At 33.3% G+C, this 24,178-nt stretch carries 19 protein-coding genes and 1 pseudogene; 17 read left to right on the forward strand and 3 right to left on the reverse strand.

The window, feature by feature from the left end:
* Positions 1 to 43: 43 nt before the first annotated feature.
* The 4 genes and pseudogenes from ccdA (at position 44) to AC1Q51_RS22350 (ending at position 2,366) form a co-directional block, all read left to right on the forward strand.
* Complete coding sequence (gene ccdA / locus AC1Q51_RS22335; RefSeq protein ID WP_090976047.1) at positions 44 to 757, forward strand: cytochrome c-type biogenesis protein CcdA; 714 nt, start codon at positions 44 to 46, stop codon at positions 755 to 757.
* An 18-nt stretch (positions 758 to 775) separates the two neighbouring features.
* The gene (locus AC1Q51_RS22340) at positions 776 to 1,330 is read left to right on the forward strand and encodes a TlpA family protein disulfide reductase (RefSeq protein WP_000733188.1); all 555 of its coding nucleotides are present in this window, start codon (positions 776 to 778) and stop codon (positions 1,328 to 1,330) included.
* Between the two features lie 266 nt (positions 1,331 to 1,596).
* Positions 1,597 to 2,007: pseudogene (locus tag AC1Q51_RS22345) on the forward strand (chemotaxis protein); the annotation flags it as partial.
* A gap of 143 nt (positions 2,008 to 2,150) precedes the next feature.
* Positions 2,151 to 2,366 (forward strand): alpha/beta-type small acid-soluble spore protein, encoded by a 216-nt coding sequence (locus AC1Q51_RS22350; RefSeq protein WP_046945468.1) that lies wholly within the window; start codon positions 2,151 to 2,153, stop codon positions 2,364 to 2,366.
* A 69-nt stretch (positions 2,367 to 2,435) separates the two neighbouring features.
* Here the strand turns inward: AC1Q51_RS22350 and AC1Q51_RS22355 are convergent, their stop codons facing one another.
* The 3 genes from AC1Q51_RS22355 to AC1Q51_RS22365 all read right to left on the reverse strand — a co-directional run bounded on the left by AC1Q51_RS22355 (position 2,436) and on the right by AC1Q51_RS22365 (position 5,045).
* Positions 2,436 to 2,855 carry a hypothetical protein gene (locus AC1Q51_RS22355; RefSeq protein WP_327978654.1) on the reverse strand — a complete coding sequence of 140 codons (420 nt, stop codon included), beginning with the start codon at positions 2,853 to 2,855 and terminating at the stop codon, positions 2,436 to 2,438.
* A 1,402-nt stretch (positions 2,856 to 4,257) separates the two neighbouring features.
* A complete protein-coding gene (locus tag AC1Q51_RS22360) occupies positions 4,258 to 4,542 on the reverse strand; it encodes a hypothetical protein (protein WP_492331721.1) in 285 nt (94 codons plus the stop codon).
* 143 nt (positions 4,543 to 4,685) lie between these two features.
* Positions 4,686 to 5,045, reverse strand: a complete 360-nt coding sequence (locus AC1Q51_RS22365) for a BRO-N domain-containing protein (RefSeq protein WP_044584301.1) — start codon at positions 5,043 to 5,045, stop codon at positions 4,686 to 4,688.
* Positions 5,046 to 5,595: 550 nt separating this feature from the next.
* On the opposite strand from AC1Q51_RS22365, the gene AC1Q51_RS22370 reads away from it, so the two are divergent.
* The 13 genes from AC1Q51_RS22370 to AC1Q51_RS22430 all read left to right on the forward strand — a co-directional run.
* Positions 5,596 to 6,114 carry a hypothetical protein gene (locus tag AC1Q51_RS22370; protein WP_175495684.1) on the forward strand — a complete coding sequence of 173 codons (519 nt, stop codon included), beginning with the start codon at positions 5,596 to 5,598 and terminating at the stop codon, positions 6,112 to 6,114.
* Complete coding sequence (locus AC1Q51_RS22375; protein WP_090976054.1) at positions 6,114 to 7,202, forward strand: YomU family phage tail tube protein; 1,089 nt, start codon at positions 6,114 to 6,116, stop codon at positions 7,200 to 7,202. Before AC1Q51_RS22370 ends, AC1Q51_RS22375 begins: the two co-directional genes overlap by 1 nt.
* Before the next feature lie 233 nt (positions 7,203 to 7,435).
* Positions 7,436 to 7,906, forward strand: a complete 471-nt coding sequence (locus tag AC1Q51_RS22380; RefSeq protein ID WP_090976056.1) for a DNA polymerase III subunit gamma/tau — start codon at positions 7,436 to 7,438, stop codon at positions 7,904 to 7,906.
* A 110-nt stretch (positions 7,907 to 8,016) separates the two neighbouring features.
* Positions 8,017 to 8,235, forward strand: a complete 219-nt coding sequence (locus AC1Q51_RS22385) for a hypothetical protein (protein ID WP_238143102.1) — start codon at positions 8,017 to 8,019, stop codon at positions 8,233 to 8,235.
* Positions 8,236 to 8,307: 72 nt separating this feature from the next.
* Positions 8,308 to 13,629 carry a phage tail tape measure protein gene (locus AC1Q51_RS22390; RefSeq protein WP_492331722.1) on the forward strand — a complete coding sequence of 1,774 codons (5,322 nt, stop codon included), beginning with the start codon at positions 8,308 to 8,310 and terminating at the stop codon, positions 13,627 to 13,629.
* 58 nt (positions 13,630 to 13,687) lie between these two features.
* Positions 13,688 to 14,305 carry an S-layer homology domain-containing protein gene (locus tag AC1Q51_RS22395; RefSeq protein WP_000068594.1) on the forward strand — a complete coding sequence of 206 codons (618 nt, stop codon included), beginning with the start codon at positions 13,688 to 13,690 and terminating at the stop codon, positions 14,303 to 14,305.
* Between the two features lie 2 nt (positions 14,306 to 14,307).
* Positions 14,308 to 15,381 (forward strand): hypothetical protein, encoded by a 1,074-nt coding sequence (locus tag AC1Q51_RS22400; RefSeq protein WP_001126627.1) that lies wholly within the window; start codon positions 14,308 to 14,310, stop codon positions 15,379 to 15,381.
* A gap of 13 nt (positions 15,382 to 15,394) precedes the next feature.
* Entirely contained in the window at positions 15,395 to 18,601 is a 3,207-nt protein-coding gene (locus AC1Q51_RS22405) for a M23 family metallopeptidase (RefSeq protein ID WP_090976060.1), read from the forward strand.
* A 78-nt stretch (positions 18,602 to 18,679) separates the two neighbouring features.
* A complete protein-coding gene (locus tag AC1Q51_RS22410) occupies positions 18,680 to 19,396 on the forward strand; it encodes a hypothetical protein (RefSeq protein WP_492331723.1) in 717 nt (238 codons plus the stop codon).
* Positions 19,397 to 19,410: 14 nt separating this feature from the next.
* Positions 19,411 to 19,851, forward strand: a complete 441-nt coding sequence (locus AC1Q51_RS22415) for a DUF8551 domain-containing protein (protein ID WP_088047548.1) — start codon at positions 19,411 to 19,413, stop codon at positions 19,849 to 19,851.
* A 15-nt stretch (positions 19,852 to 19,866) separates the two neighbouring features.
* A complete protein-coding gene (locus AC1Q51_RS22420) occupies positions 19,867 to 22,452 on the forward strand; it encodes a hypothetical protein (RefSeq protein WP_090976065.1) in 2,586 nt (861 codons plus the stop codon).
* 13 nt (positions 22,453 to 22,465) lie between these two features.
* Complete coding sequence (locus AC1Q51_RS22425; RefSeq protein ID WP_000601027.1) at positions 22,466 to 22,765, forward strand: hypothetical protein; 300 nt, start codon at positions 22,466 to 22,468, stop codon at positions 22,763 to 22,765.
* Between the two features lie 13 nt (positions 22,766 to 22,778).
* A partial coding sequence (locus AC1Q51_RS22430) for a hypothetical protein (RefSeq protein WP_492331724.1) occupies positions 22,779 to 24,178 on the forward strand: 1,400 nt, incomplete at its 3' end.

The following is a 24,178-nucleotide window of genomic DNA, read 5'->3' on the forward strand; positions in this document are numbered from 1 at the left end:
TTAGGATAAACACTACTCATTGTAGTGTTTCAGGGGGAATAAAATGAATGCAGCAGATTTAACAATTTGGCTTGTGACTGGGGCGGGAGTATTGTCATTTATATCACCGTGCTCTTTACCGCTATATCCATCTTATTTATCTTATATTACAGGTGTGTCTATTCAAGATTTAAAAGAAAATCGTGGGATTATGCAAAAATCAGCGATTATACATACAGTATTTTTTATGATCGGATTTTCGGTTATATTTTACGCGTTAGGTTTATCGGTAAGTTGGATTGGAATAACATTTTCATCTAACCAAAAATTGATTCAACAAATTGGTGGGATTTTTATTGTTTTAATGGGGCTATTTATGACGGGCTTGTTTCAGCCTAAGTGGCTTATGGCAGAGAAAAAGGTGCAGTATAGAAGTAAATCGACTGGATTTATTCGCTCGATTTTAGTCGGTATGACATATGCAGCGGGTTGGACGCCATGTGTTGGACCGATATTTTTAGCTGTACTCATGCTTGGCGCGACGAATCCTGAAGGGGCACTTCTTTATATTACAGCGTATACTCTTGGGTTTGCGGTTCCATTTTTCGTGATGGCATTCTTTATTGGGAAGGTAAAATGGATTGTTACATATGCCAATGTCATGATGAAAATTGGCGGTGGAATGATGATTGTAACGGGTATTTTATTGTATACAAATCAAATGACGAAAATTACAGCATTCTTTATTCGACTATTCGGTGGATTTACAGGTTTTTAAAAATGAGGAGGAAGAAAAGTGAAGAAACTAATTGCTATTATACTAGTAGGTGCTCTCGTTTGGGCGGGGGTTAACTTTTATAATTCAAAGAAAGAAGAAAAGGAAAGAAAAGCAAAGCAAGCAGAGTTACAGGAGAAAGAAGTATTACCACAAGTCGGTTTTAAAGCACCTAGCATCACATTAAAAGGATTAGACGGAAAGTTGCAGTCGTTAAATGATGCTAAGGGAAAACCATATATTATTAATTTTTGGGCATCATGGTGTGGGCCGTGTGAAATGGAGGCACCTGATTTAGTTCATATGTATGATAAATATAAAAAGGATGTTGAAATTTTTGCGGTGAATGCAACTGTTAGTGACCCAGTACAAGAAGCAAGCGCATTTGCTAATCGCTATGGGTTTGAGTTTCCTGTTCTATTAGATATGGACGGAGTAGCTGGACTAGATTATAAAGTATTCTCTTTACCGACGACATTTTTTGTTAATAAAGATGGAATTATAGTAGATCATGTACGAGGTGTATTACCACCAGATCAATTAGAAAAGAAATTTAAGAAATTAATTGAGAGTTAAGAGCGGATTTTTCTATGGGGAAAATTAGAGTCACTAACAATGTAGAATTTAAGAACGAGGTAGTAGATTTATATTTAAAAGAAGGGATGAGATATAGTAATTGAGTCTTTTTTGTTTGACATGTTTACGTTTTTTTATAACAAACGTTCTGTAATTGCATACTTGGCCTATATGTAGGTGTACCTATAAAATGGTGATTATTAACAATATATTGTTAATATCCGAACATCAAAGAGTTAAGTGAAACACTAAACTCACGACTTTTGAAGGCATCTGCAAAGGGTATAGCTAAATTAATTAGTGAAACACAAGCTGAAGCAGAAGAGGCTGTAGTTTCAATGCAAAAGAGCTCAAAAGAAGTCGAATCAGGAATAACTCCTGTTCAAAGTAGTGGTGCTTTCTTCGAAAAAATTTCAAAATCTGCACAAGCTGTTACAAATCAAATTAAAGCGACTTCGAGTAATTCAAGTGATATTTTTAAAAATAGTCAAACTATAATTCAGATTGTAAATGAATTATCACATATTGCCAATACATATGTGGATAGCAGTAGTAATGTAGAGACTAGTATGAAAGAACAAGAAGTATATGTACAAGAGATTGCAGAACTAGCAACATCATTAAGTGGGCTATCACAAGAGTTACAAGAATTAATTGGAGAGTTTAAAATTCAATAAGGATTATATTGATTCATTTGAAAAACCTTTTTTAATTGGAATGTATTAATGTAAATCACACGCTTACTTAAATAAATATAAATTTTGCATATTTAATTGGAAATAGAGCATGATATTACCAATTAAATGGAGGTGTGTTAGAAATGCAAATTCGAGAAAATAATAATTCAAACGAGATTTTGGTAGCGGCGGCAGCAAGTGCAATTGAGCAAATGAAGTATGAAATTGCTCAGGAGTTTGGCGTTACACTTGGACCAGATTCAACTTCACGAGCAAATGGTTCAGTAGGTGGAGAGATTACGAAACGTTTAGTTCGTATGGCGCAAGAGCGGTTATCTGGTCAATATAAACTTCACTAAAGTTAAAGGTATATCCTATTGAAGGGATATACCTTTTTAATTTGTTTTTAAAGAGGATCGTTAAATTTTTTATTGTTGGTTAAGTTTAGAAACTGCGAATAGAGCTGTGAAATTCATTTTCTTCATGTAAGAAGAATTTACTCCTGCTTGAAATTGAACAGAAATATTACCGTCTTTTTGTGCTTTGAATACGCGACCATATGGTGAATTAGCATTGTATGTGCCAATTACTTGATTATCTGCATCAAAGACTGTATAAGAAATTGGAAACCCGGAATTTTGTACAAAGACAGTAAGTTCTTCCCCTTTATTAAGATTAAATGATTCTTTTTGGGAAACTTCATAGGAACTCATAGAGTAGTATTTTGTAACTTCTTGAATTTCTAAATTTGTAGTTGCTGCACTTGCTTTTGATGCCTCTACTCCTGATAAATTCATACCTGATAGTACTATAATTCCTAGTGCCCCTGCTAAAATAGCTTTTTTCATAATGTTAGTGCCTCCTTTAATATATTTTGAGATTTGAAAAGGAAGTAAAAATACCACTTCTTGAAACCATTATAGTTACAATGAGAATGATTTTCGATATGGCTTGATATGTAATTCTGCATACATAAGGTGGCGATATAAGATAATCTATTTGAGATTTTGAATATTCTTAGAAGAAGAGGAGGACAAATTTTTAAAACTATGAATGGACTTGTAGCTGTTTTTTTTACATACGTTGGTTTTATAGTGAATATTTCGTTGAGTTTATTTTTGTATGGAGGGGGTATTACAGTTGATTGATTACTATTCCAAAAATGTAAATAATATCTATTAGTGGAATTGGATTTGTATTATAATTCACTAAATGAACTATTATTGTTCGTTTCATTTCTTGATGAATGAATGTATGTATGCTCTTTCTTAATTGTAAATATGTTCGATTTTATTGGTGAAGAGGGGAGATATCCCTCTTCTTTTTTTATGGGATTTTTGGGAATGAACTGAAAAAGAACCCTATAGGGTTCTTTTTCTAGGCATATTAACAGTAAGGAGAGTATTGAAATGCTAATTTCAAATTTTTATTAGGAGAATAATTTGAAAAAGCTTATCATGTTATTATTTTTACATATATGTAATATAAAGTGAATTGATAATATGTAGATTCACTATTACTAATATTCAATTAAGATAGTTAGCACTATTTTAATAGTGTTAACTATCTTAATTGGTGTGGAATGTGATAGAAAGCATAAATTTACCGCAAACTTATACTTTCAGGGTTTGAAGAATATTCTTAATATGAATTTTAAAGAAAATACAAAATTTTACTAGACGTGAGAAAAAAGGAACTGAAAATATTCTTTAAAATAAGATATATTTTGGTCAAAAAATTAGAGGACACCAATTCATTAAAGCGATAAAAAAACGTTTTAATGAATTGGTGTCCGTTTTGTTTTAAAAAGAGAATATATTTTCTCATTTCCTCCATTTTAGATATGTCTTTTTAGGATTTCAAATCTTACCTTTTCATCAAATTTATCTGCAATGTATATTACAGTTCCGGCAAGATATTTTAGTCCATAAGCTACGGGTGTCATCCAAAGTTTATTTAGAAAAGAAAGATCTTTAATTCGGTGCTTACTTGAAAAGAAAATCATATTGTTCACTCCATTTCTAAAGGTAATCGATACTTTAATAGTCGTCTTATTTATTGTTTTAGTTGCGTAAACAAGGTAAGGTACAAAATGTACTTTGCTATTTTGAGCAATTTCTTAGTTTGGAAATTTGTATAGAGATAGAAATAATAGGAATATTAAATAAACCCTACTAAAGTTTAGTAGGGTTAAGTAGATAAAGATGTGTAATGGATAATTTAGGAAATAAACGACATAAACTGTGCTTCTTAATTTTTTTGTGTAAGACTTTTAACAAATAACGTTAAATGGTATGAGGAAGAACCAACTAAAATAGCAAATGGTATTAGAATAATATCAATACCATTTACAATTACATAACCAAAAAATCCAGTCCAAAAGCCATTACAAAAAGAACAGTCTAAAAAAATTTCAAACAATTCATGAATACTGCGTAATCTTTCACGTGTGTACTGAAATTTTATTTCAAATAAAAATGCGCGTACCCCTAAGGATATAAATAGCAACAGGCTTATACTTATATCTAAATTCATTTTCTCACCTCCAATTCCTATTTAAAAGTCGTAATAAGTTGTTAGAAAGTTGAGGGTTACAAAATAATTAATATTTAGCCGGGATATTTATTAAATCATATGAAGGATAGTTACTTCAGTAAAAGCCAATTTAATAAAATGAATTAAAGTATATTTTTTTCTATAGATATGGCCCAATGAATAAAATCTAATCTATTAACCTTAACTTTTCTGGCTCTATAGACCATATGATGGAGTCCCTCTAAATCAACTAAAATATAGCGTTGAGGGTTAATATCCTGATTAAAGGTAATTACAGCACTGTATTTAGATCGATTGTCCATATTTTCGATTAAGCTATAAGGATTTTTTATTCCAATCGCATTTTTTCCTATATCGTATCCAACAAATAAGAATTGATTACTTGTAGTAAGAACGACTCTTATCTGTTTATCATTGTATAAAAATGAAAAATATTTTTTTATATCAGTAGCATTTAAATTTCTATCTTTATGTAAATTCAAGATATCACCTCACTGTAGTTATCGAGATTTAAGTAACTATAGTTGCAAGTGAATTTTAAAGAGACTTATTAGTTTAAAGGTTGTTGCTGAATCACAAAGTATAAATTGCAGCATTTAATTTAAAGGTAAAAGCTGAATCAACCATATTAAAGCTAAATAATATTATTAATAAATTATTATCTATTATTTAATAATGATTATTTGATATAAAAATAGATTCAATGCTATCTCATTTTAGAAACTAAAAATATTTAAAACCATTATTTTTATATTGAATTCCATCAATTTCAAAGTGGATTTAATTATTTAGTGTAATTTATAAACAAATTCAGAGAAATAAATCGTTTACATGTTTTATGTTAAATGACAAATACTTCTTTTAATAGAATTGCTAATTTGTTAATTGAAGAATAAATAAGAAAATCTTTGATCACGTCAATTCAATAGTTAAGAATGTACGTGAGTGTTTAATAGAATCTAAGTTTAAAAATCAATTTCGTTAAGAGTAATTATGGGGTGAGATAGAGTTTGACTAAATTTATTCTAAGTGATGTTAAATTTTCATTGTGATTTTCTTATATTGTTACTGCAAATACTTACAAGAGGGTTTGATGAGTTGTTCTTTCCACGTATCATTGATGTTTATGCTTGCATATATAAGACATTGAGAGAAGATAGTGTAATACGTAAATGTATGGGTCTTAATAATATTACAGTAGATATGGAAAATGATATGCACATACAAAAGCGTATGTCTCCTAAAGAGGCACTAAATAAACAAATTCCTTTAATTGTATTTTACAATTCATTTGTTCAAAAGGAACGGAACAATAATATTCATGTGGTAACATTTGACTTCGATATTTACACAAATGATGGTGTGGAATTGGCATTAGACCTTGCAGATAGAATAAATCAATTATTCGATAATCAATCTCTGCGGTTATTTAAAGGAGTATTTTTCAAGGGTCAGTATGTAGGATTTGCAGAGGTTGCAAGTGAAATAGAACACTCTTATAAGTATTTCACTAGATTTGAATTTATTTTTGAAATTGAGGGGTGTAGTTAATGTCACAATTTGACAAGTTTAACAGTAAAAATAAGAAAATGATTATTAAAGGTGCAGGTAAATTTATGGCTAAAATTCCAGGGTGTGATGAATTAATTACACTAGGTCACATGGCGAATATGCGTCTTGATGTGCAGTTGGATATGGTTGATATTGAAGGGGGAGACTCTTCAGCACCTATTGATACTTTACTACGTAAAAAGGTAATTGATATTACTGCAGAGGATGCAAAATTTGATTTAAACATGGTACGTCTTGTGTTAGGGGCAAAACTTCGAGAAGGAGTTAGCGGATTAGCCTATGAATTGAAAAATGAAACAGTAACAATTGCTGGTGATACTGAACCTGTTTCTATTAAATTATCTAGTCCAGTATTAACAGGTAGCGGAGCACCTAAAGTACAAATTTTCAACCAAGTTGCAGGTTCATTTGTACCAGAATCAGCAATTACAGTAAATGGATCAGCAGTAACACTAAAAGGTGGTGCGGTTGAAGGTGATACTGTAGTAGTTTATTATCCTGTAGCGTCATCTTCTATCGATCCTGATGGTTTTGTATGGGTATTAGAAGAACGTCATGATGTTAAAGGTGGACTAGTAACTCTTAAGAATCCTCTATTTGGTGGATCTTTAGGTTCAGCTTCTTCTAAGACAGAGCATGTATCTGTAAGATTAGTAAAAGAGAATAAATTACTTAAGAAAGTAACAACTAATCCTGCAAAAGGTGAGTATACAATTGATCCTTCTACAGGGGAGATTAAGTTTAATGATTATCTTGAAGGAGAGCAAATTTATGTGAACTACAAACGACCAGAAGTTGTAGATGTAATGGCAATTGGTTCTCGTGATTTTCCTCTTACAGTATCTGTTGTTCATGATGGACATTTTGAACAAATGGATGGTAGCATTCAAGGATTCCAAGTTGAATTGTATTCTTGCCGAGTGAAATCTAATTTTACATTAGACACAGCACGACAAACAGCAGCGACTCATAGTATTACACTTACAGTTATTGATGGGGAACGTACAGACAGTCGTTTAGGTTCTATTAAGCGTTATCAAATTGAAAAAAATGGCGATGTTTGTTAATTAGAGAGGAGGATACTAATGTATCCTCTTTTTTTATTAATTCATTTTTAAAACTTTAGATAAGGGTGAGAATGGATTATAAAAAATATCTATCACTTAAACCTTTTTTCATAAGGTTGTTACATTTAACACATAAATTCTTATATTAGTTACGAGGTCGTTTAGGTGATCCCCTTCCTTGCGTCCTCTATAAATTTATTAAGGGGTAATAGAGTAATATAGGGGGAGATTAAATGAGTGAACGTAATTTAGCAATTCCAAGTAGAGAAGAAGCTATTGAGGAACCTACTCTTGTAGAGGAAGCAGAGAAAAAGGTTGAACAGCAAGAACCTAATAAACAAGAGGAAGTAAAGTTAACTAAGCAGGAATCAGAGTTTATTGAAAAAGTATTCTTCGAAGAGGATGAAAAGGTAACATTACGTGATGGAAAAACCTATGCTATCCCTCCTTTAGGATTAAAAGATGCTAAAAACCTAATGAAAAAGTTGAATACAATTGATACAGGTGTCATTATTGCTAATTTAATTGCAGATGAAACAGGTAATGATAGTTATGATGAACTATTAGAGGTCCTATTGATGGGCTTTAAACCGTATTATAAAGAAATTTCAGCTCAGTATTTAGGGGATTATATTGATATTGTAACAGCTAAAGAAATTATAGATATTATGATTGGACTTAATGGCTTAAAAAAGTCTTTATAGACTCTGAGGAAGAAGAAAAAGAATATGACGAAAATGCCTACGTTGATTGGGCAGAAATTTTCTTTAACTTAGGTCACTACCTGGGGATGAAAAAACAGGATATATGGGATTTGACATTACCTCAGTTAAACTATTACTTAAAGAAATGCCATAAGCATATAGAGTTTACAGTTAAGGTACATTCAATGTCCTTCACTGGGTTATTTGGGGGCGGTTCAGCTCAAGCTACCGAACAGGATAATCTAAAACATAGTGATGGAAAAGAAGTAATTGACGGATATGAGGTTGCAAATGCTGATGACATGGAGTGGTTAGCAGGTATTCTCTAATAAATAATCCTGCCCTTCCTTTTTATTTGAGGATAGGGCGGGATTTTATTATGTAAAAGGAAGGTGAAATAAGTGACAGTCAATAATCAAAATATTGGTGCTACTATTGCACTAGAGTTTGATAAGTCAATAAAAAATATGAAAGAGTTTGGAGTACAGTTGGAACAGCTAGATCATCGTTTTGGTAGTATAGAAAAACGTATAGATACTATGAAAAGCTCTTTATCTTCGTTATCGGCTCAGACATCTAAGGCAGCGGGAAGTAACCTTAGAGCAAAACTTGAGCAAGAATTAAATAATATCGTCCAGGCAAATGGTATTCCTTTATCTTCAGTTGGGACAGCACCTTTAAGTATTAAACAAGAAACCGTTCAACAATTGATGTCTAAAGTAGATAAAGAGTTAAATAAAACGATTGTAAAGATGATCAAAAATATAAACATTAATATGGATTCTGCTATGAATAATAGCGTAGTACCAGTTGGAAAAGATGAATTTAATAAAATTAATAAAGAAATTTCTAAGTTAATTAGTAATCAAATTAAACAATTAGTAAATTCCATTCGCGAAAATGGGGGGGATTTAGTAAATGCAGATAACTTGAGTGGACTTAAATTAGATATTTCTAAGGGAACGGTTAAGCAAATTTTAGTAAGTATTAAAAATCAATTAAAACCTATTTTACTGAACCCTGAGGTTGCTATTGAAGGACAGACATTCACAATTTCATCGAAAGATTTATCTGAATTAACGAAAAAAGTAAGAGGGAAAATAAAAGATTCTATAAAATTTGATTTCGAGGGTGTTATTAGCGAAGAGAATAGCATTGATAGCGAGATTATAAAAACAGCTAAGCGTATTGATAGTTTAATAGAAAATTATATAAAAGGCATACGAGGAGGGCTGCAAAAGATTGATCTCAAATCTGTAGAAGTACCTATGAAAAATATATCTAAACAACTTCAAAGGTATATTGCAAATGATTTAGGTGTTTCTCCAGCCGAGTTAGCTCATACTTTTCATTCTGTGGATAGAGGATCTCTAAGAGGATATGCTTTAAAAAGGCAGTTTGAGGGTATGGAAAATACAATTAATAAAAAATTAACTGCAGGAACAAATAAAATAATGATGTCAATGAAACAATCAGTAAGAGCTGTGGACTTTGAACCTCATTCTAATATTACGCAATATTTAACTAGTGAAATTAACAAGCTGAATAAGCAAATTATTAAAAAAATCAAGGAGTCCGTTGATAAGCAGTTTGCACATATAAGAAATGAAATTCTAGAAATTAATACTAACCCTCAAAAGGCGAATAGTAATAGACAGTTAAGCTTTATTGCAGGAAATAGTGCTAATACTTTAAATAACTCAAGTGGATCAAATCATAGTAATACAAATAAAAATAATAGCGATTCTAGTACAAGTAAATCCACAAAACAAGACAATCCTTTTGACGGGTTTGGAATGGCTGGAGCGGTTACCAAACAAGTTAGGAGCCTTGCTTCGGGCTCAATGCTAGATCCGATGGCTGCAATATCTAAGGCAATGGAAACCTTTAAAATTGCTCAGTTAGAACAGTTAAAGATTACACAAAACTTCTCTTTGAAACCAGAATATAAAAACAAAAATGGAAATACAGATTGGTTAAAATTAGATAATGATACTGGAAATCTAATGAATAATGTACGTGATTTATCCACTCTTTACGGTATTGATTATGAAAGAATGTCTAAGGTAGCTGGTATAGCATCAAATGTAACAGGAGATAAACAATCTGCACGACAATTTGTTGATCAAGCTTCTAAGGTTTATCGCTTAGATAACAAATCAGACTTAGTTGAAACAATTGCTCCAGGATTACAGACAATTATGGCACAGTTTAAATTATCTGTCTGGGAGTTGGATGGAGTAGTTAACTCTTTTGCTGTTGCTACGAGTCAAACTAAAGCGAACAGTGAAGATGTTATGAAGGCTATGTCAAAATCGGGTACAGCACTCCATTCAGTGGGAGTGAATGCAGAAGATGCTGTGACATTAAATGCTTTAGCTATTCAAACTTCAGGAGAAACAGGGGAGAATGCAGGTGCAGCCATAAAAACGATTGCAGAGCGTATTACTTTACCATCTGTTTCTAAACAATTAGAAAATTATGGTGTAAAGGTATTTGAAAAAAATGAGAGTGGTATGAAAGTACGTCGGAATTTCATTGATATCCTATCAGACACCGCGAAAGCAAGCAAAAATAAATATATTGGAGAAGATAAAGTAAAATCCATTCTGTATGGAGAAGGTGGGGCAAATCAGCCACCAAAACTGATGTCCTTTTTAGAGACCATGCATAAAGAAGGGATAAATAACAGTAAGGATTTATCGTATTGGAAAATTAAGCAAGAAATTAATGAATTTAAAAAAGATCCTGCACGTCTTCAAGAAATGATGGCTGTGACAATGAAATCACCTTCTGTGACAATGGAACGAGCTGGGGTATCTGTTAATAACGCATTAGTGTCAGTATTAGATGCGCTAAATCCAGAGGTACAAACTTTAGCAAAAATTATTACAAACTTAGCCCAGGGAATGAAGGAACATGCAGGGCTATTTGCACAGTTAATTACGATTTTAGGTAATGCCTTGGTAGGTTTTGGTGCTATTCATGGAGTAAAACGATTAGGTCAATTGAGTAATTATGAAGAGTATTACAAGAAAGCCAATATGGAAAATAAATTCTTTGGTGGTACATCTCTAACAAATCGTAAAGAGGACGGAGCGGTAGGTTTTTTAAATGATCATGTTTTGGGAGAGAGCCAAAATTTACGTAATCAAGTAAATAACAAAAAATTCTACCGTGCGGCTATGAAAAATGATACGTTAAAAGGTTATTTTGAAGAATTAGCAAATTTAAAAGAGGATAGAAAGAATGAGATAAAAGAATATGTAAAAGATCATGGTGGAAAAGCTGAAAATATGGCCGATTTTCTTAGCATCATGGATGAATCTAAAGGCTATTATAAAGGTGAAAAGAAAGAATTAACAGCTGATGAATTACATACTCGTTCAGCCTATAATGCTCGCAACCTTACCCAAAGTAAATTATTAACAGACGTTTTTACTACAAATTTCTCAGAGCATTTAGTCAATACCTTATCAAATAGAACTAACTTTGACAGTATGAATGAGAATCAAAAATCAACAGCTGGTCGTTTGGCTCAAATGGATGATCAAAAACGTATTGGATTTGAGACCTATCTAGATCAAAACTATCAAAGTGTAGGCAAATCAATAAATAATATGGATGGACTTAATAAGGCACTCGATGAATATGAGGCTAATAACCGTAAGGTTACTATACAAACAAGACAAAGTACCACTGCGTATAGAGATTTATCGAGTGCTGTAAAAAAAGTGGCTGATGAAGCTGAAGGTGCATCTAAAAATAGAATGAAGGGATTTCTTGATTTTCTTGACACTATTCCTCAACGTGCAAAAGGTGCTGGTGGTGCAATTGTAGGATTAGCACGTAGCATGGGCCGTTTTGTAAAACAAATAGCGGTTGCCATGGCTGTGGGTGACGTTATATCAAATAGTGCTGAAACTCTAGGGTTAACGGCAAACCAGGAAAAAATACGTGATTACCAGATTAAAACTACAGGGGCCGCAGATGCTTATGTTAAAAATGAAGAAGGTAATAGTTGGTATGGAAATATTTTACGAAAAGGAGGATTGGCTTGGAATGGATTAGTAAATTTAGCATCGCCGGGACATCCTGAATTAGATATTACAGATGTAGAGGGGTTTGAAGGAAACTTTAAAAATTGGATGAAGAAAGAATATGGAACATCAGATTGGAATGAAGCTTTAGGAAAAGAGAATGAGAAAAGGGCAAATGATGCAAAATCTAAAGGTCAAGATGGGAATTATTCAAAAGCATCTTTAACAGATTTAACACAATCGTATTTAAATCAATCTGGAATGTATGCTAAGAAGCAGCAATTGGAAAAAGAAGAGTTTATAGATCAATATACGAAAGCAGCCATCTCTGAATCAGAGCAGAATATGCGAAGGGATGATGCAGAAAAAGCTCGTAAAGCCCGGGAAAATAAAATGTTAGGTGAGGGTCAATATGATTCCTTTTCTTATGATGATTTAAAATCTCGTATTCAAGAGAGCCAGAAAGTTGCTAATAATAAGGGAGAACTTAACTTAATTACCGCCCTTTTAGATGGTGTGAAAGCTGACTCAAAAGAGTATATGAAACTTAGATTACAAGTAATTCAACAAGAGCGCGAAGCTTACAAAAAAGAGATGGACGAGCTTCATAATTTTACTCAACAGCGAGAAGTTGAGTTGGAATATTTAGAAAAAAATGGAAAAAGATATACTGAGGATCCAGAAACTAAAGAAAGAATAGAGACGGATGATTATAAAAAAATTAAAGAATCTGTTGAAAGAAGTAAGGACAAAGAAAAGAAATTAAAAGCTGATTTTGATCTAGAATATAAGAAAAAACAAATTGAAGCACAACGTATTAAAACAGAATTTTATGTTAACGACACTCAGAAAGGGTTTTCTAGAGCTCAGGCTAAGAAACAGTATAAGGATACATTAAATGCTATTAGTATGAACACAGAGAGCCCTACTTATATTGATTCGCAAATTGTTTCAAGCCAATCTATGATTGGAGAAATGAAAAGTAAACTGGCAAATCTGCAATCCCAACAGTTAGCAGATCCAGATGGTCAGTTACAAGATACTATTCAAGGATTGAGTCAACAAATCGCAAGTGCTGAATTAGAAGTTAAAAATTTAAGGATACAAAGGCTTACAGCTTGGAGACATGATTTCGGTAATAATATGGATGATTTGGAAATTAAGTACATGCAGGAACGTGTGAACTTTGGACCAAGTATAGGAGATGATAGTTTCTTAGCACGTGACCTAAGAGTAAGAGAATTACAAGATCGTAAATCACTTATAGATAAGACCTTAGCGGTAAGAATTGCAGAGCGAAATAGTGGTAAGTTTGAAGAAGGTTCATCTGAATACGAACAAATCATGAAAGATATTCGAGAATTGACAAAGCAATCTTTACAAGCACAGATTGGTATCCACCAAGAGTTAAGAGCACAAATGGGTGGAACGTTTAATCTTCCTGAAGGCGTACAGGTTATGTCTCAGTATGATTATCTAACAAGTAAAGGTACACATTCAAACTTTAGTGTTCAATCAGGAGATATGTATGTCAATATTACTTTACCTAATGTAACTGGACAAACTTCTAGTCAACAGTTAGCGAATCTTGGAATGAATTTAGGAAAAGGGTTAGCACAAGGTAGAACAACACCACTACGAAATCAGTTAAATTCAGCCCCTTGGGGATATCCAACATTCTAATTACAAAACCCCATCTAATTATTAGGTGGGGTTTCTTATAATACTAAGGGGTGATTAAATGGCACAACAAAAACCAAGTAAATCTAATGATGATGTATTTAAACGTAAATTATTTTATGATAACGGGATTCGTTTTGTACAAGTAAGGGGGCGTATGACTGGCGATTATAAGCCACCAACACCAGTATTAAAATCCCATATAAACGAAAATATTCAATCTTCTGCAGGATTGGTAGGGAAAGGGACTTCTCATTATTCTACTACCATTCAATTTTTATTTGCGAGCAAAGAGGAATTTGCAGATTGGCTGCAGTTTATTGGCGCAGAACACAAATACTATGATGAAAAAGGCACAATTTATTTAGGGATTGTTAATGGTGATTTAGATATTAAAACAGCAGAATTTGAGACGAAATATATCATTACTGTAAACCTTATGTTAATTCGAAAACAAGATTTCGAATATCGTCATCAATATCCTTTTATAGATATTGAAAATCATTGGGCGCAAACGTATATAGATGAAATGCAAAAAAGGGGCCTTGTCACTACTTATGCTAGTGATGGAACACCTGTACAATATTTTCAACCTGAAGTTTGGATTACAAGGGCTCAAACGGCATCCTATATGACAAGGACTTTTAAATACATCGAAAAGATATTGAGGGGGTATTAAAAATGCCAAAGCGATGGTTAGATGTGGGTCCAAAGGATTGGTTTTATCGCGCAGTATTAGAAACAGATAATATGTTTATTGATGCAAAAAAAGAAGAAACCTTATTTAGTGGAAAAACCTATAACCAATTTATTGGTGGCAAGTCACGTCAGGTTCATAATTTTACTTCCACAGAGGGACAAACCAAGTTTGAAGTAAGTGGATATAAACCTGATTCTAGGGAAATGGTGTTTGTTTATATTGATGGGGTGCCTACACTTCCATCTAAACTTGAGGATAATTTTATACATATTGGTTACCCGTTAACCAATGGAAGAGAAGTTAGTATTCTTTTATCTGGTGTAGTGGAAATGCATGAAGGAGATCATACACCTGAAAACTGTCAGATTTATCCTTTGATGAGCGGATGCTCATTAGCATATCCGGCAAAAAAGTTAGAAAAAGCAAATAATTACGTATTTGATATCACTTACTCTTTAAATGAAATAGCAGTTTGCATGAACAAGAAGTTAAAGAGAATACATGTAGATGTAAATGAAGATGAATCCATACAAGATGCGCTTACAAGAACCTTAGGATTTAAACGAGACTGTTTTACTATAATTAATGGATATCTTTATGTATCTTATAATTTAAATCAATTTCCTATTTATGTAAATTATAATTATCAAAAGGGTGCTCAAATCAAAAATAGGCAGGGAGAAAAAGTTGTCCCTATGTCAAGTTGCGCACTCTATAATGATAGATTCTTTCCTGATATAACGATATATAGAGGAGAGTTTTTTACTTTGTTACAACGTTTTAGAATGAATATTTATAATCGATATACAGATAGAGGATATGTGAATAACACAATTAAGCAAACAGAGAGATACATTAAAGATAAAGATAAGATTGTAGGAAAATGGTATGCCGAATCAGTCTTAAATATATTAGATGAAAAATTTAATGATGGTTGTTATGTATTTCCACTTTACGCAGATGATTCCTTTCAACCTGAGGTATGTGTAACTAGAGCTGAAGCAATTGTATATTTACATAGATTTACAGAATGGGCACTAGAAAGATTTAGATAGGGGGGAATAAGGTATGCCGAACGTATTTGATCATAGAACTCCTGCGCCTCAGTTGTTAAATGACGTAATGAGAAAAGTTAATGCTTTAGGTCATGAACCTAGGGTTATTATTGAATTTGACAAAATGGCCTATGTACCAGGAATGAAAAATAAGTTTGAAGTTTGGGACAGAATTCGAGAAGCATCTATTGTGCATCAGGCAGCAGAGGCGACTTTAACAACACCAGTAGCAGGTGCTGAGCCAAGTTCTGTTACAAAAGGTGGAGAGTCAGGGGATAGATTTGAGTATATTAAATGTGCCTTAAATAAATGGGTAAAACATTATAAGTGTCCCAATGTTGCTTATTTCTTTCTATTAGCTGTAGCGAAACATGAAACAGGATTTGGAACATTGGGACAAGGGAAACCTGAAAATGGAAGTTATATAGTAGGATATGGTTGCCCGGGTTCATGCAAGCCTGCATATAAAGGTATAGATACCCAAGCGAAGTATGCTGCAAAACGTTTTTCCGAGGCAATGAGGAGCAGATACGGAAAAATTTCTAATGGATATATGGATGCTAGTGATGTTGATTATTTCCATGAAGGTGGAGATAAAGGGTATAAAAAATGGAAATGGTCAGCAGATGGACCTAATTGGAAAAAACTTGTGAAAAGCTATTTTGATAGAATTATTGGTGAATCTAGTCAAAAAAAATGGCATTGTAAAGAATCTGGTTCTATTATTAATAAAAATCTGTTTCCAAAGCATTCTACAAATCTAAATGTTTCGAAGAAGGAAGACTGTGGTTGTGAGAAAGCTGAGACTTATACAATTGAGGAACAAAGGAAAGAAGTTCATAATGCAAGCTCTAATGCGTTATCCGGTGCTACTTTTCCTGTTGAAGGAATTTCATTTGGAAATGGTGCGAAAGTATCTTCACACCATATGAAACATAAGGGCGGAGGTGCACGTTCAGGGCATAAGGGTACTGATATTGTACATACATCCCAAGGTAAGATTAATGGTATGTGGGTAGTAGCGGCTTGGGCTGGATATGTACATAAAGCTTATAAAAGTACATCTTATGGTAATTGTGTAATGATTCAACATGGTAATGGATATATGACAGTTTATGCCCACATGCAAAATAATTCTTTACAGGTTCGAAAAGGTGATTTAGTTAATCCAGGAACACGTTTAGGAAAAGCCGGGAATACAGGTCAATCTTATGGTGCTCATTTACACTTTGAAATTTGGAAAGGTGAATGGATTTATGGTGGAAATAATCATATTGATCCATATCCTGTTTTAACAGGTGCTCAAAAATTGGGAGTAGCACCAAGCGGTGGAGATAATAATGGCGGTGGTAACACGGGCGGAAATGGTGAAGGTGGTGGAGATGATAATAGTACAGGAAATGGAAGTGGTGTTAGTCAACCACCACCCCAAATGACCATTACCCAAAATATTAAGTTTAATAAGTGTTTTGATAGGGATGCAAATCTGGATGGAAATTGGCACGGACAAGAGAACATAACCCATTTTACAGCTTGGTCAACAGGTGAAAAGTATTTAGGCTTTAATGAGAATATTGCCAAAGGAGCCGTTGAAGATTTTGGATATAAACATAACTTCTCTTCAGACGGATTTTATGAATATGCTTTCTATGCAGATCTTAAAGAAGGAGATTCTGTAACGGTTACATATGACGGAATGATTGTAAAACGATATACAAAAGAGAACAATACAACACAACCTACATATGAACCTCCAGTTTATGCAAAATGGGTTGCAAGTGATATACAAGGAGTCAATTCACATATATTAGATTTCTCCTTAAATAATGTAAGTGGTGAGGCTGTATTTGGACTAAAATGCTTTAAAGTAGTGGAAATTGAAACTCAATACGGCGCACAATATGTTGATGAAAGAATTAAGGCTCGTAAACGTGATGTATGGGTTGATACAGGGGCATTTGTATACGATAAAACCTTTACAGTAGACCAAGATGTATTACAGTGGGAGATAAATAGCCATTTTGACGCCAGAGTCGCAACTGCAAGAATTACTTTAGACAATAAACATGGTATTTATTCTCCTACATATGAACGAGCCAATATCTTCCCTGAAAATTTAAGAGAAGCAGAGATGTCATATTATGAGAATGGTGCAATCAGACATGTGTTAAGTGAAGCTACCCCAGTACGTATTTATGCAGGCTATGGTGAAAACCTAGTAAGGGTTTTTACAGGACGTATAAGAGGAGAAATTGAGCAAAATTCTGATGAAAAAACAATTACTATTAATTGTGTAGATATGTACGATATGTTAGAAGAACATGTTTTTGATAGGGTCCTAACTTTTCCTCGAAGAGATGAGATACATGGTGATGAAAAACAACCAGTAACCATGTGGGTTAAATCATCTATTATTCATAATATCGTAAATGAGGCAGGAATGATTGGATGGAGAATCCATGAAGATGATTTGAGATATGCTGATGCAATCATTGAAGAAACGTATTATATTGATATTGATAGGGGTGGGAAAAAGGCAATCGTCTGGGATACTAAAAGTCAACAATATGTTGAAAAAGATATAGCAACTGTACAAGATGCACAAGGTTATAAAAATCCTTATGTACAGGCGATAGATTTTTTAGAAGGTACAAGGGCATCTGATGCGGTTCATGAAGTGATTGGAGATATTATGTATCGCTCCTACTGTGATCGTTATGGAACATTTAGATTGGAAAATATCCGTAAAATTAATGCAAGTGAGGCAAAATGGTCATTTATAGATGGTGAGAATTTATATTCTCTTTCCACTTCTATTGACCATTCTCGTATACGTAATCATCTTATTATTGTTGGTAATGGTGGGCAAATTGAGCATTTTGTAGATAAAGATCTTCTTATATCTACAAAGGGTAATATGAGAACGGCTAAGATTGTTGCTGATTGGATTGATGAGCGATTTGGTTCAAATGCAAGAGGAACCAAAGAGGATATTTCGAACAAATTATTTTTTGATATGAAAAGACAAGCCCGTACTTTTAATGCCGTTGTTAAAGGAAATCCAATGATAGAGTTATTAGATGGTTGTTATGTTTATGATAGTAATACTTCTAATGCAGGGTATTATGTCATAAAAGGGAACCGACTTGTTGGAAATAAGGAAGGGATGTTAAATTTCCTAGAATTTACTTGGCATGACAAAGAGAATTATTATAGCTAAAAAAACAAGGAGATTCCTACAGAACGTTAGGAATCTCCTTGTTTTTTCTTATAATGCTATGGAAAGCGAGGTGGGAAAATGGCGCAAAAGAGTCATATGAACGTAAATGATGTATATCCAATACTTGATATGATCAATAGAAAAGTTAATCAAGGAAAGGGAACAAGACACCATTTTACTAGTCCGCTATTCAATAATGATAACGACAATGGTGTAACAACATTGAATTCTTCTCAATGGCAAGTAGAGTCATTTGAAGTCATAAGGGAAACAGAAAATTCAATAGCTAATCATGTAATTAATGAGATTAGAATTATTTATCGAAATGGTGCAATAGATAAAATCTCTTTAGTCCGTGGACTCAATCCACCTGTATCTGATGAAATTCAAGATTATGAGTACATCAACAATATTATGATTACAGAAGTTTCTATAAGAACAGAGTGGTTTGGTAAATTCCAAGAAGTTGTTGCAAAGATTACAAGGGAAAATGATTACGGTAATTTTAAAAAGGTTAAACTTACGTATTTTGACTCGGAATGGGGCTCGAGTGAGGAAGAAATCGAAGAAGATTCTATACCGTCTAAATATGAAAATCCATCTGATTTTTATAACGGTAAATATAGTAATTATGAAGAAGTGATAGTAGAAGATTATGTAGACTATGCAGAAATAGGATATGCATCTAATGAAGAAATTGAAATCTCTCCAGATGGTTGGTCTGATGGATACAATCCATCGTCTCCTGTAGATGTGAATGTGGAACTCGGACCAAAGGTAACAGATGAAATTTAGAGAGGAGGTCCTACATGAGTTTTGGAGCAAATGTAGTAGTTGGAGGGGAAATAGATAGAGTAGGTAGATTGGGTGGTGGACGTTTAGATTATCCATTTATGCCTACAAAAACAGTTCCTTATATAAAGGGGAAAATTTTAGAGGTACTAGGTACTTTAGGGCACTTTGATATTCAATTTATCCCTGATTTTGATATTGAGCTGGTTTCCGTAGCTGTAGGAGCGTCTAGATATCATTCCTTTGATAATTGGAGTTTGTTTATTGGAGATAATCATAAAAATAACTACATATTTGATGAAATATATACGAAGGATTTACCAGAAGGTGCTTATTTAATGGCTGTGAAAACAGTAAAAGCAGGTACCCCAATTACATTCCGCTTTGATAATAAAGGTGGGCAATCGAAATATGTTTGGATAAACTTTCAATGTTTAAGGGATAATCCCAACAAATAAGAGAGGTGGATATAAATGCCTTGGGTAGAGGAAACATTAAGACACGATAATTTTTTAGATGATATGTTTGATAAAGTATTTAGAAGATTTAAAGATAAATCAGGTAATTACTGGTGGCAGAATTTTAACAATCAAGTTCCAAAAGTAGATCTATATAAAATTACTTTTGAAAAAGGGTTATTTGTAAAAGGAGAAGAGGGATATCTAACCCCTTTTGAATCTCGAGAAGGTATGTTATGCATCACTCGGCATATGATTATGCGTAGGTGGGATAATGAGTATTTAGCATTCGCACAGTCAACAGGGGCTGTAAAAATTAACACTAAAGATATTCCTAGAGAAAAAGAAGGTTTCTTAGAATGGATTTCTAATTTTTATAGAAAATCTGTAGACTATACAACTGTTTATTCATACACACTAGACACATATGCTGGATATACGCATTATGTATCACCTAGTGGTGAACTTGCTCCAGTTACTATCATGAGTGAAAATCATGGTTTGGATATATTTAGGGATAGCATGGATATAGAGTACTACGGTGAGGATGAATACTATGAAAGTATGAAACAATCACCGATTATTACCATGCAATTAAAAGGAGATACAGGTGATTTAGTTGCCTCCATAGGGAAATTAAATTATCGAACTAATACGAATTGGTGGGGGGACTCTTTAATTCAGTTAAAAGGTGTATTTGATGAGACAAGTGCATTTTTCACATTAAAAGTAGATTCGGCTCCTAGCTGGGAAAATAATATGGTGACTTTAATTCCCTTTTTCTTTGGAAATCTAGTATCTAAAAATACATCTTCGAAAAATGAAACACCAATCGCTATGCTTGGAGGTAGGCAAGTAGGAGAATTTTTTGACTTTGATAGTATAGAGACTAAAACTGAAATTTTACAACCTATCACAAGAAATTATGTAAACCATCCATCAAACGGAGTAGATTCCGTTATGATCAAAAAAACAAAATATGGAGCACGTTATCAAGAACATTTTTTACGTTGGAACGTGCCACCTAATCTAATGCCACCTACTCGTGAAGAATTAAGAATGGTCAAAAATGCACAAGGAACCGAGAAGGAGGAAGAATATGCTCGTAAGTACCCAAGGGCATGGAATTATTTAAGATATGGTTACTATCAATACGATTTTCATGCATCTAGGTATAGTAATAAGATTCATACATCTCGTGCAACAGTCATGCATCCTGAAGATGGGGTATTAGGGTATATTCCTAATATCGTACTTCTGCCCGTTATTAATGTTTCCGAAGGTGAGAAGTTAGTGTTCCCTTATTGGTGTGAAGAATGTAATGAATCTCAATATCAACCTGAGGTACCTAAAGAATCTACTAAATTAGAGTGGGGAATTGCTAAGAGTACAAGCGAACTGAATAATCTTCATGTGCATTTAGGAGATTCAACCAATAATTCTAATTCCAATTCTGATAAAGGTAATAAATTTTCTTATTATTGCGATGGGGCAGTAAGGGCACAAGCAGTAGATGATACTTATTGGAATCCCTCTGTTATTACGCAAGATTATTTGGCTAACAGCACAGATGGTATTGGAAAGGAATTAAGCAAATCGTTCTGGGAGGGGCGAAATGATTGGTTAGATTATTTACAGGAGCCTCAAAGTCAGTATCATTTGGATAACTCTAAAATAAAAATTGAAGATTTTCATAAATTTTTATGGAAAACTTTAAAAGATATTAAAGATGAAGGTTATAGTTTACAAGATAGATGGCTAGATTTTAACGAGTGGGGAAAGGCAAATTTACCTTGTTTAAATGAATTGCAAAAAGCCTCAGTATTTATGTCAGCTAAACTCAATAAACCTGTCTTATTTTTCCCAGGTTCAGAGGGGTTTTTAAAGGGCGATATATTAGATAAAATGCTTCCTTTAATTAAGAAAGTACCAAGTGCTATATATGATTGGATTGACTTTAATAACGTATTTATTGAAAACGAAGATGATACAGGTCTTGTTGGAGCTTGGGTAATGGATAGTTTTGCTACAGCCATGCATAGTAATGGGAAAAAGGAAAATATTTTATCTTCTTTTCGTTCTCTAGTTAACTTTGAACCTCAGGTGCTGCTTTATAATATTTCAGCTGCCAAGGCACATCGCCCATATGACTATATAAAACCTAACATAGGTTTTGGCAGTCATGTTGTTGATGGAGAATATAAAGCATATTATTTACAGGATATGACTGATGATAATTATATACCTTATGTTGCCGCAGAAGTAGCTGTACATGAGATGGGTCATGCATTATCTAATTATGGATATGACATATTAGGTGAAAAACTACATGAAATGCAAGAATGGTTAAATATTAGTGGGTGGATCGAGAATATTGATGGTTCATTTAATGAACTAACGAAAAGCTCGCCGGGTACAGCGTTAGATAATGGAAAACTTGCTCCGGTATCAGATTATGGATGTTTTAGCCCGGCCGAAGATTTTGCTGAGGCCTTTATGATGTATATCATTAATAGACAATTTTTAGCTAGAAATTTTAAAGATAAACACGATTTTATAGTTAATAAATTAAAAGAAATGGGTATTGATCCAAAACTGTAGGAGGTAAAATATAATGATTCTTAAGATAAAAAGAGGAGAAGATTTTGCCTTTATTGATAATGAAGGTGATATTCAACATCAAGTCAGAGTAAGCGGTAATAATGAATCTCTTGTAAAATCTTTGGATAATATTTTGAATGTTCAAACTGGAATAAGGTTTAGAGGAGAAATTAAGGGGATTCCACATAAATTAATTACAAAGAGCGGAAAAAATCCTCCAACAATCAATAAATCTAATAAATTATATCTTATGGAATATTTTAAAAGAGACTTAGAATTACAAGGCTTTACCGTGGAAATTATAAAAGCGTAGAGGTGATTTTGATATGGCATTAACTCCCGTTCCTAATTTATCAGTACCGCAAAATAAAGGGTTTAAAGGAACTGATTCACTACCAATTATACATTCAATTAGATGGAGGCATTTACCATCCAGGTACATTTTTAAAGACGTAGATGACGTAATTACATATCATTCTCATGGGCCACTTACCATAGATATTAACAAGCATGGTGTATCTTACCTTGATGTTTATTTCCTAAAAGATACTGATATCGTTGAAGTAACAGCATATATCAGATTTTTAAGAGAAAAAGATCAGCTTTTAATAGAGGAACCCTATAAAATTGGAGAAGCTGGGGCAGTAATTGCTTTAGAGGATGATGAAGTAAACCATGAATTAAGGAGAGTTAAAGGAATTGCTTTTACGCAAAAAGACCTAGGTGATGGTACACCTATGTACGACTTTATGAATATGTCTAAAGAAGGCATTTATGAAGTCTGGATAAAAGTAATTACAGGGTTAGGAAAAGAAATGCATTTAAGGGTTCCTTTTCAATGGGACAACTTGGTGCCTAGCGTTCCTCCAGAAAAAGATGGTCATGATTCTGATGATGCGGGCAAGGATAACAAAAAATCAGAATATAATGATGAATATTACGTGACGATTGTAGAGGGGGACTCAGCTTTTACTAAAAGGCCTTCTACCCATTTTAGAATGGCAGGTATAGGTATGTTAAAAGATGCGGGTTGTTTTAAAAGAATAGAGACTCCTGTATTAGAACCAATTTCAAGGCCTTCAAAAATACAGATTATTAATGATATCCCAATTAGTAGCTGTGGTTTAAATTTAATTACATCACGATTTAATAAGGTAGTAGGAGAGGTTGTTACATTCTCGCTTGTACACACAAATAAATCTGGTATTCTACGCATTGATACGAACTATGATAAGAATGGTTTAAAGAGTCTTGGGAATGGAACATTTAAAGTTATTAATAAGGGCGTATATAAAATTACATTTATTGTAACGTATAACGATGGACAAGAATGTATAACTGAGGGGACTATTATTGGCGAATTTATTTGTGAATTAAACATTATTGGTCCTTCTTTAAAATCACATGTAGGAGATTCAATTGTTCTTCATTTAGATCATGGACAAAATAGTTCAGCTTCTAATATAGGTGTACTTGTTCAAACCCCTCCTAAAGTCATGCAGACAGGAAATTACACTTTTACTAGTAGTTCACCAGGAGTATATTCAATTAAATTTATCGTTGATTATGGTTTTGGAGTTTGCGAAAAAATAGTGAATATTGAATTTATATCAAAAAATATTCCCCCTGGAAAACCAGAAGGCGAAGGCGGAAAACCAGAAGGCGAAGGCGGAAAACCAGAAGGCGAAGGCGGAAAACCAGAAGGCGAAGGCGGAAAACCAGAAGG

The sequence above is a fragment of the Bacillus sp. MT94 genome, from assembly GCF_058792475.1.

What these genes read in the sequence shown, in the direction of transcription:
- AC1Q51_RS22355 (WP_327978654.1), bottom strand. Translation starts at nt 2,855, where the DNA reads ATGAAAAAAGCTATTTTAGCAGGGGCACTAGGAATTATAGTACTATCA.
- AC1Q51_RS22395 (WP_000068594.1), top strand. Translation starts at nt 13,688, where the DNA reads ATGGCACAACAAAAACCAAGTAAATCTAATGATGATGTATTTAAACGT.
- AC1Q51_RS22350 (WP_046945468.1), top strand. Translation starts at nt 2,151, where the DNA reads ATGCAAATTCGAGAAAATAATAATTCAAACGAGATTTTGGTAGCGGCG.
- AC1Q51_RS22370 (WP_175495684.1), top strand. Translation starts at nt 5,596, where the DNA reads ATGTTAAATTTTCATTGTGATTTTCTTATATTGTTACTGCAAATACTT.
- AC1Q51_RS22425 (WP_000601027.1), top strand. Translation starts at nt 22,466, where the DNA reads ATGATTCTTAAGATAAAAAGAGGAGAAGATTTTGCCTTTATTGATAAT.
- AC1Q51_RS22420 (WP_090976065.1), top strand. Translation starts at nt 19,867, where the DNA reads ATGCCTTGGGTAGAGGAAACATTAAGACACGATAATTTTTTAGATGAT.
- AC1Q51_RS22405 (WP_090976060.1), top strand. Translation starts at nt 15,395, where the DNA reads ATGCCGAACGTATTTGATCATAGAACTCCTGCGCCTCAGTTGTTAAAT.
- AC1Q51_RS22380 (WP_090976056.1), top strand. Translation starts at nt 7,436, where the DNA reads ATGAGTGAACGTAATTTAGCAATTCCAAGTAGAGAAGAAGCTATTGAG.
- AC1Q51_RS22415 (WP_088047548.1), top strand. Translation starts at nt 19,411, where the DNA reads ATGAGTTTTGGAGCAAATGTAGTAGTTGGAGGGGAAATAGATAGAGTA.
- ccdA (WP_090976047.1), top strand. Translation starts at nt 44, where the DNA reads ATGAATGCAGCAGATTTAACAATTTGGCTTGTGACTGGGGCGGGAGTA.
- AC1Q51_RS22360 (WP_492331721.1), bottom strand. Translation starts at nt 4,542, where the DNA reads ATGAATTTAGATATAAGTATAAGCCTGTTGCTATTTATATCCTTAGGG.
- AC1Q51_RS22375 (WP_090976054.1), top strand. Translation starts at nt 6,114, where the DNA reads ATGTCACAATTTGACAAGTTTAACAGTAAAAATAAGAAAATGATTATT.
- AC1Q51_RS22400 (WP_001126627.1), top strand. Translation starts at nt 14,308, where the DNA reads ATGCCAAAGCGATGGTTAGATGTGGGTCCAAAGGATTGGTTTTATCGC.
- AC1Q51_RS22410 (WP_492331723.1), top strand. Translation starts at nt 18,680, where the DNA reads ATGGCGCAAAAGAGTCATATGAACGTAAATGATGTATATCCAATACTT.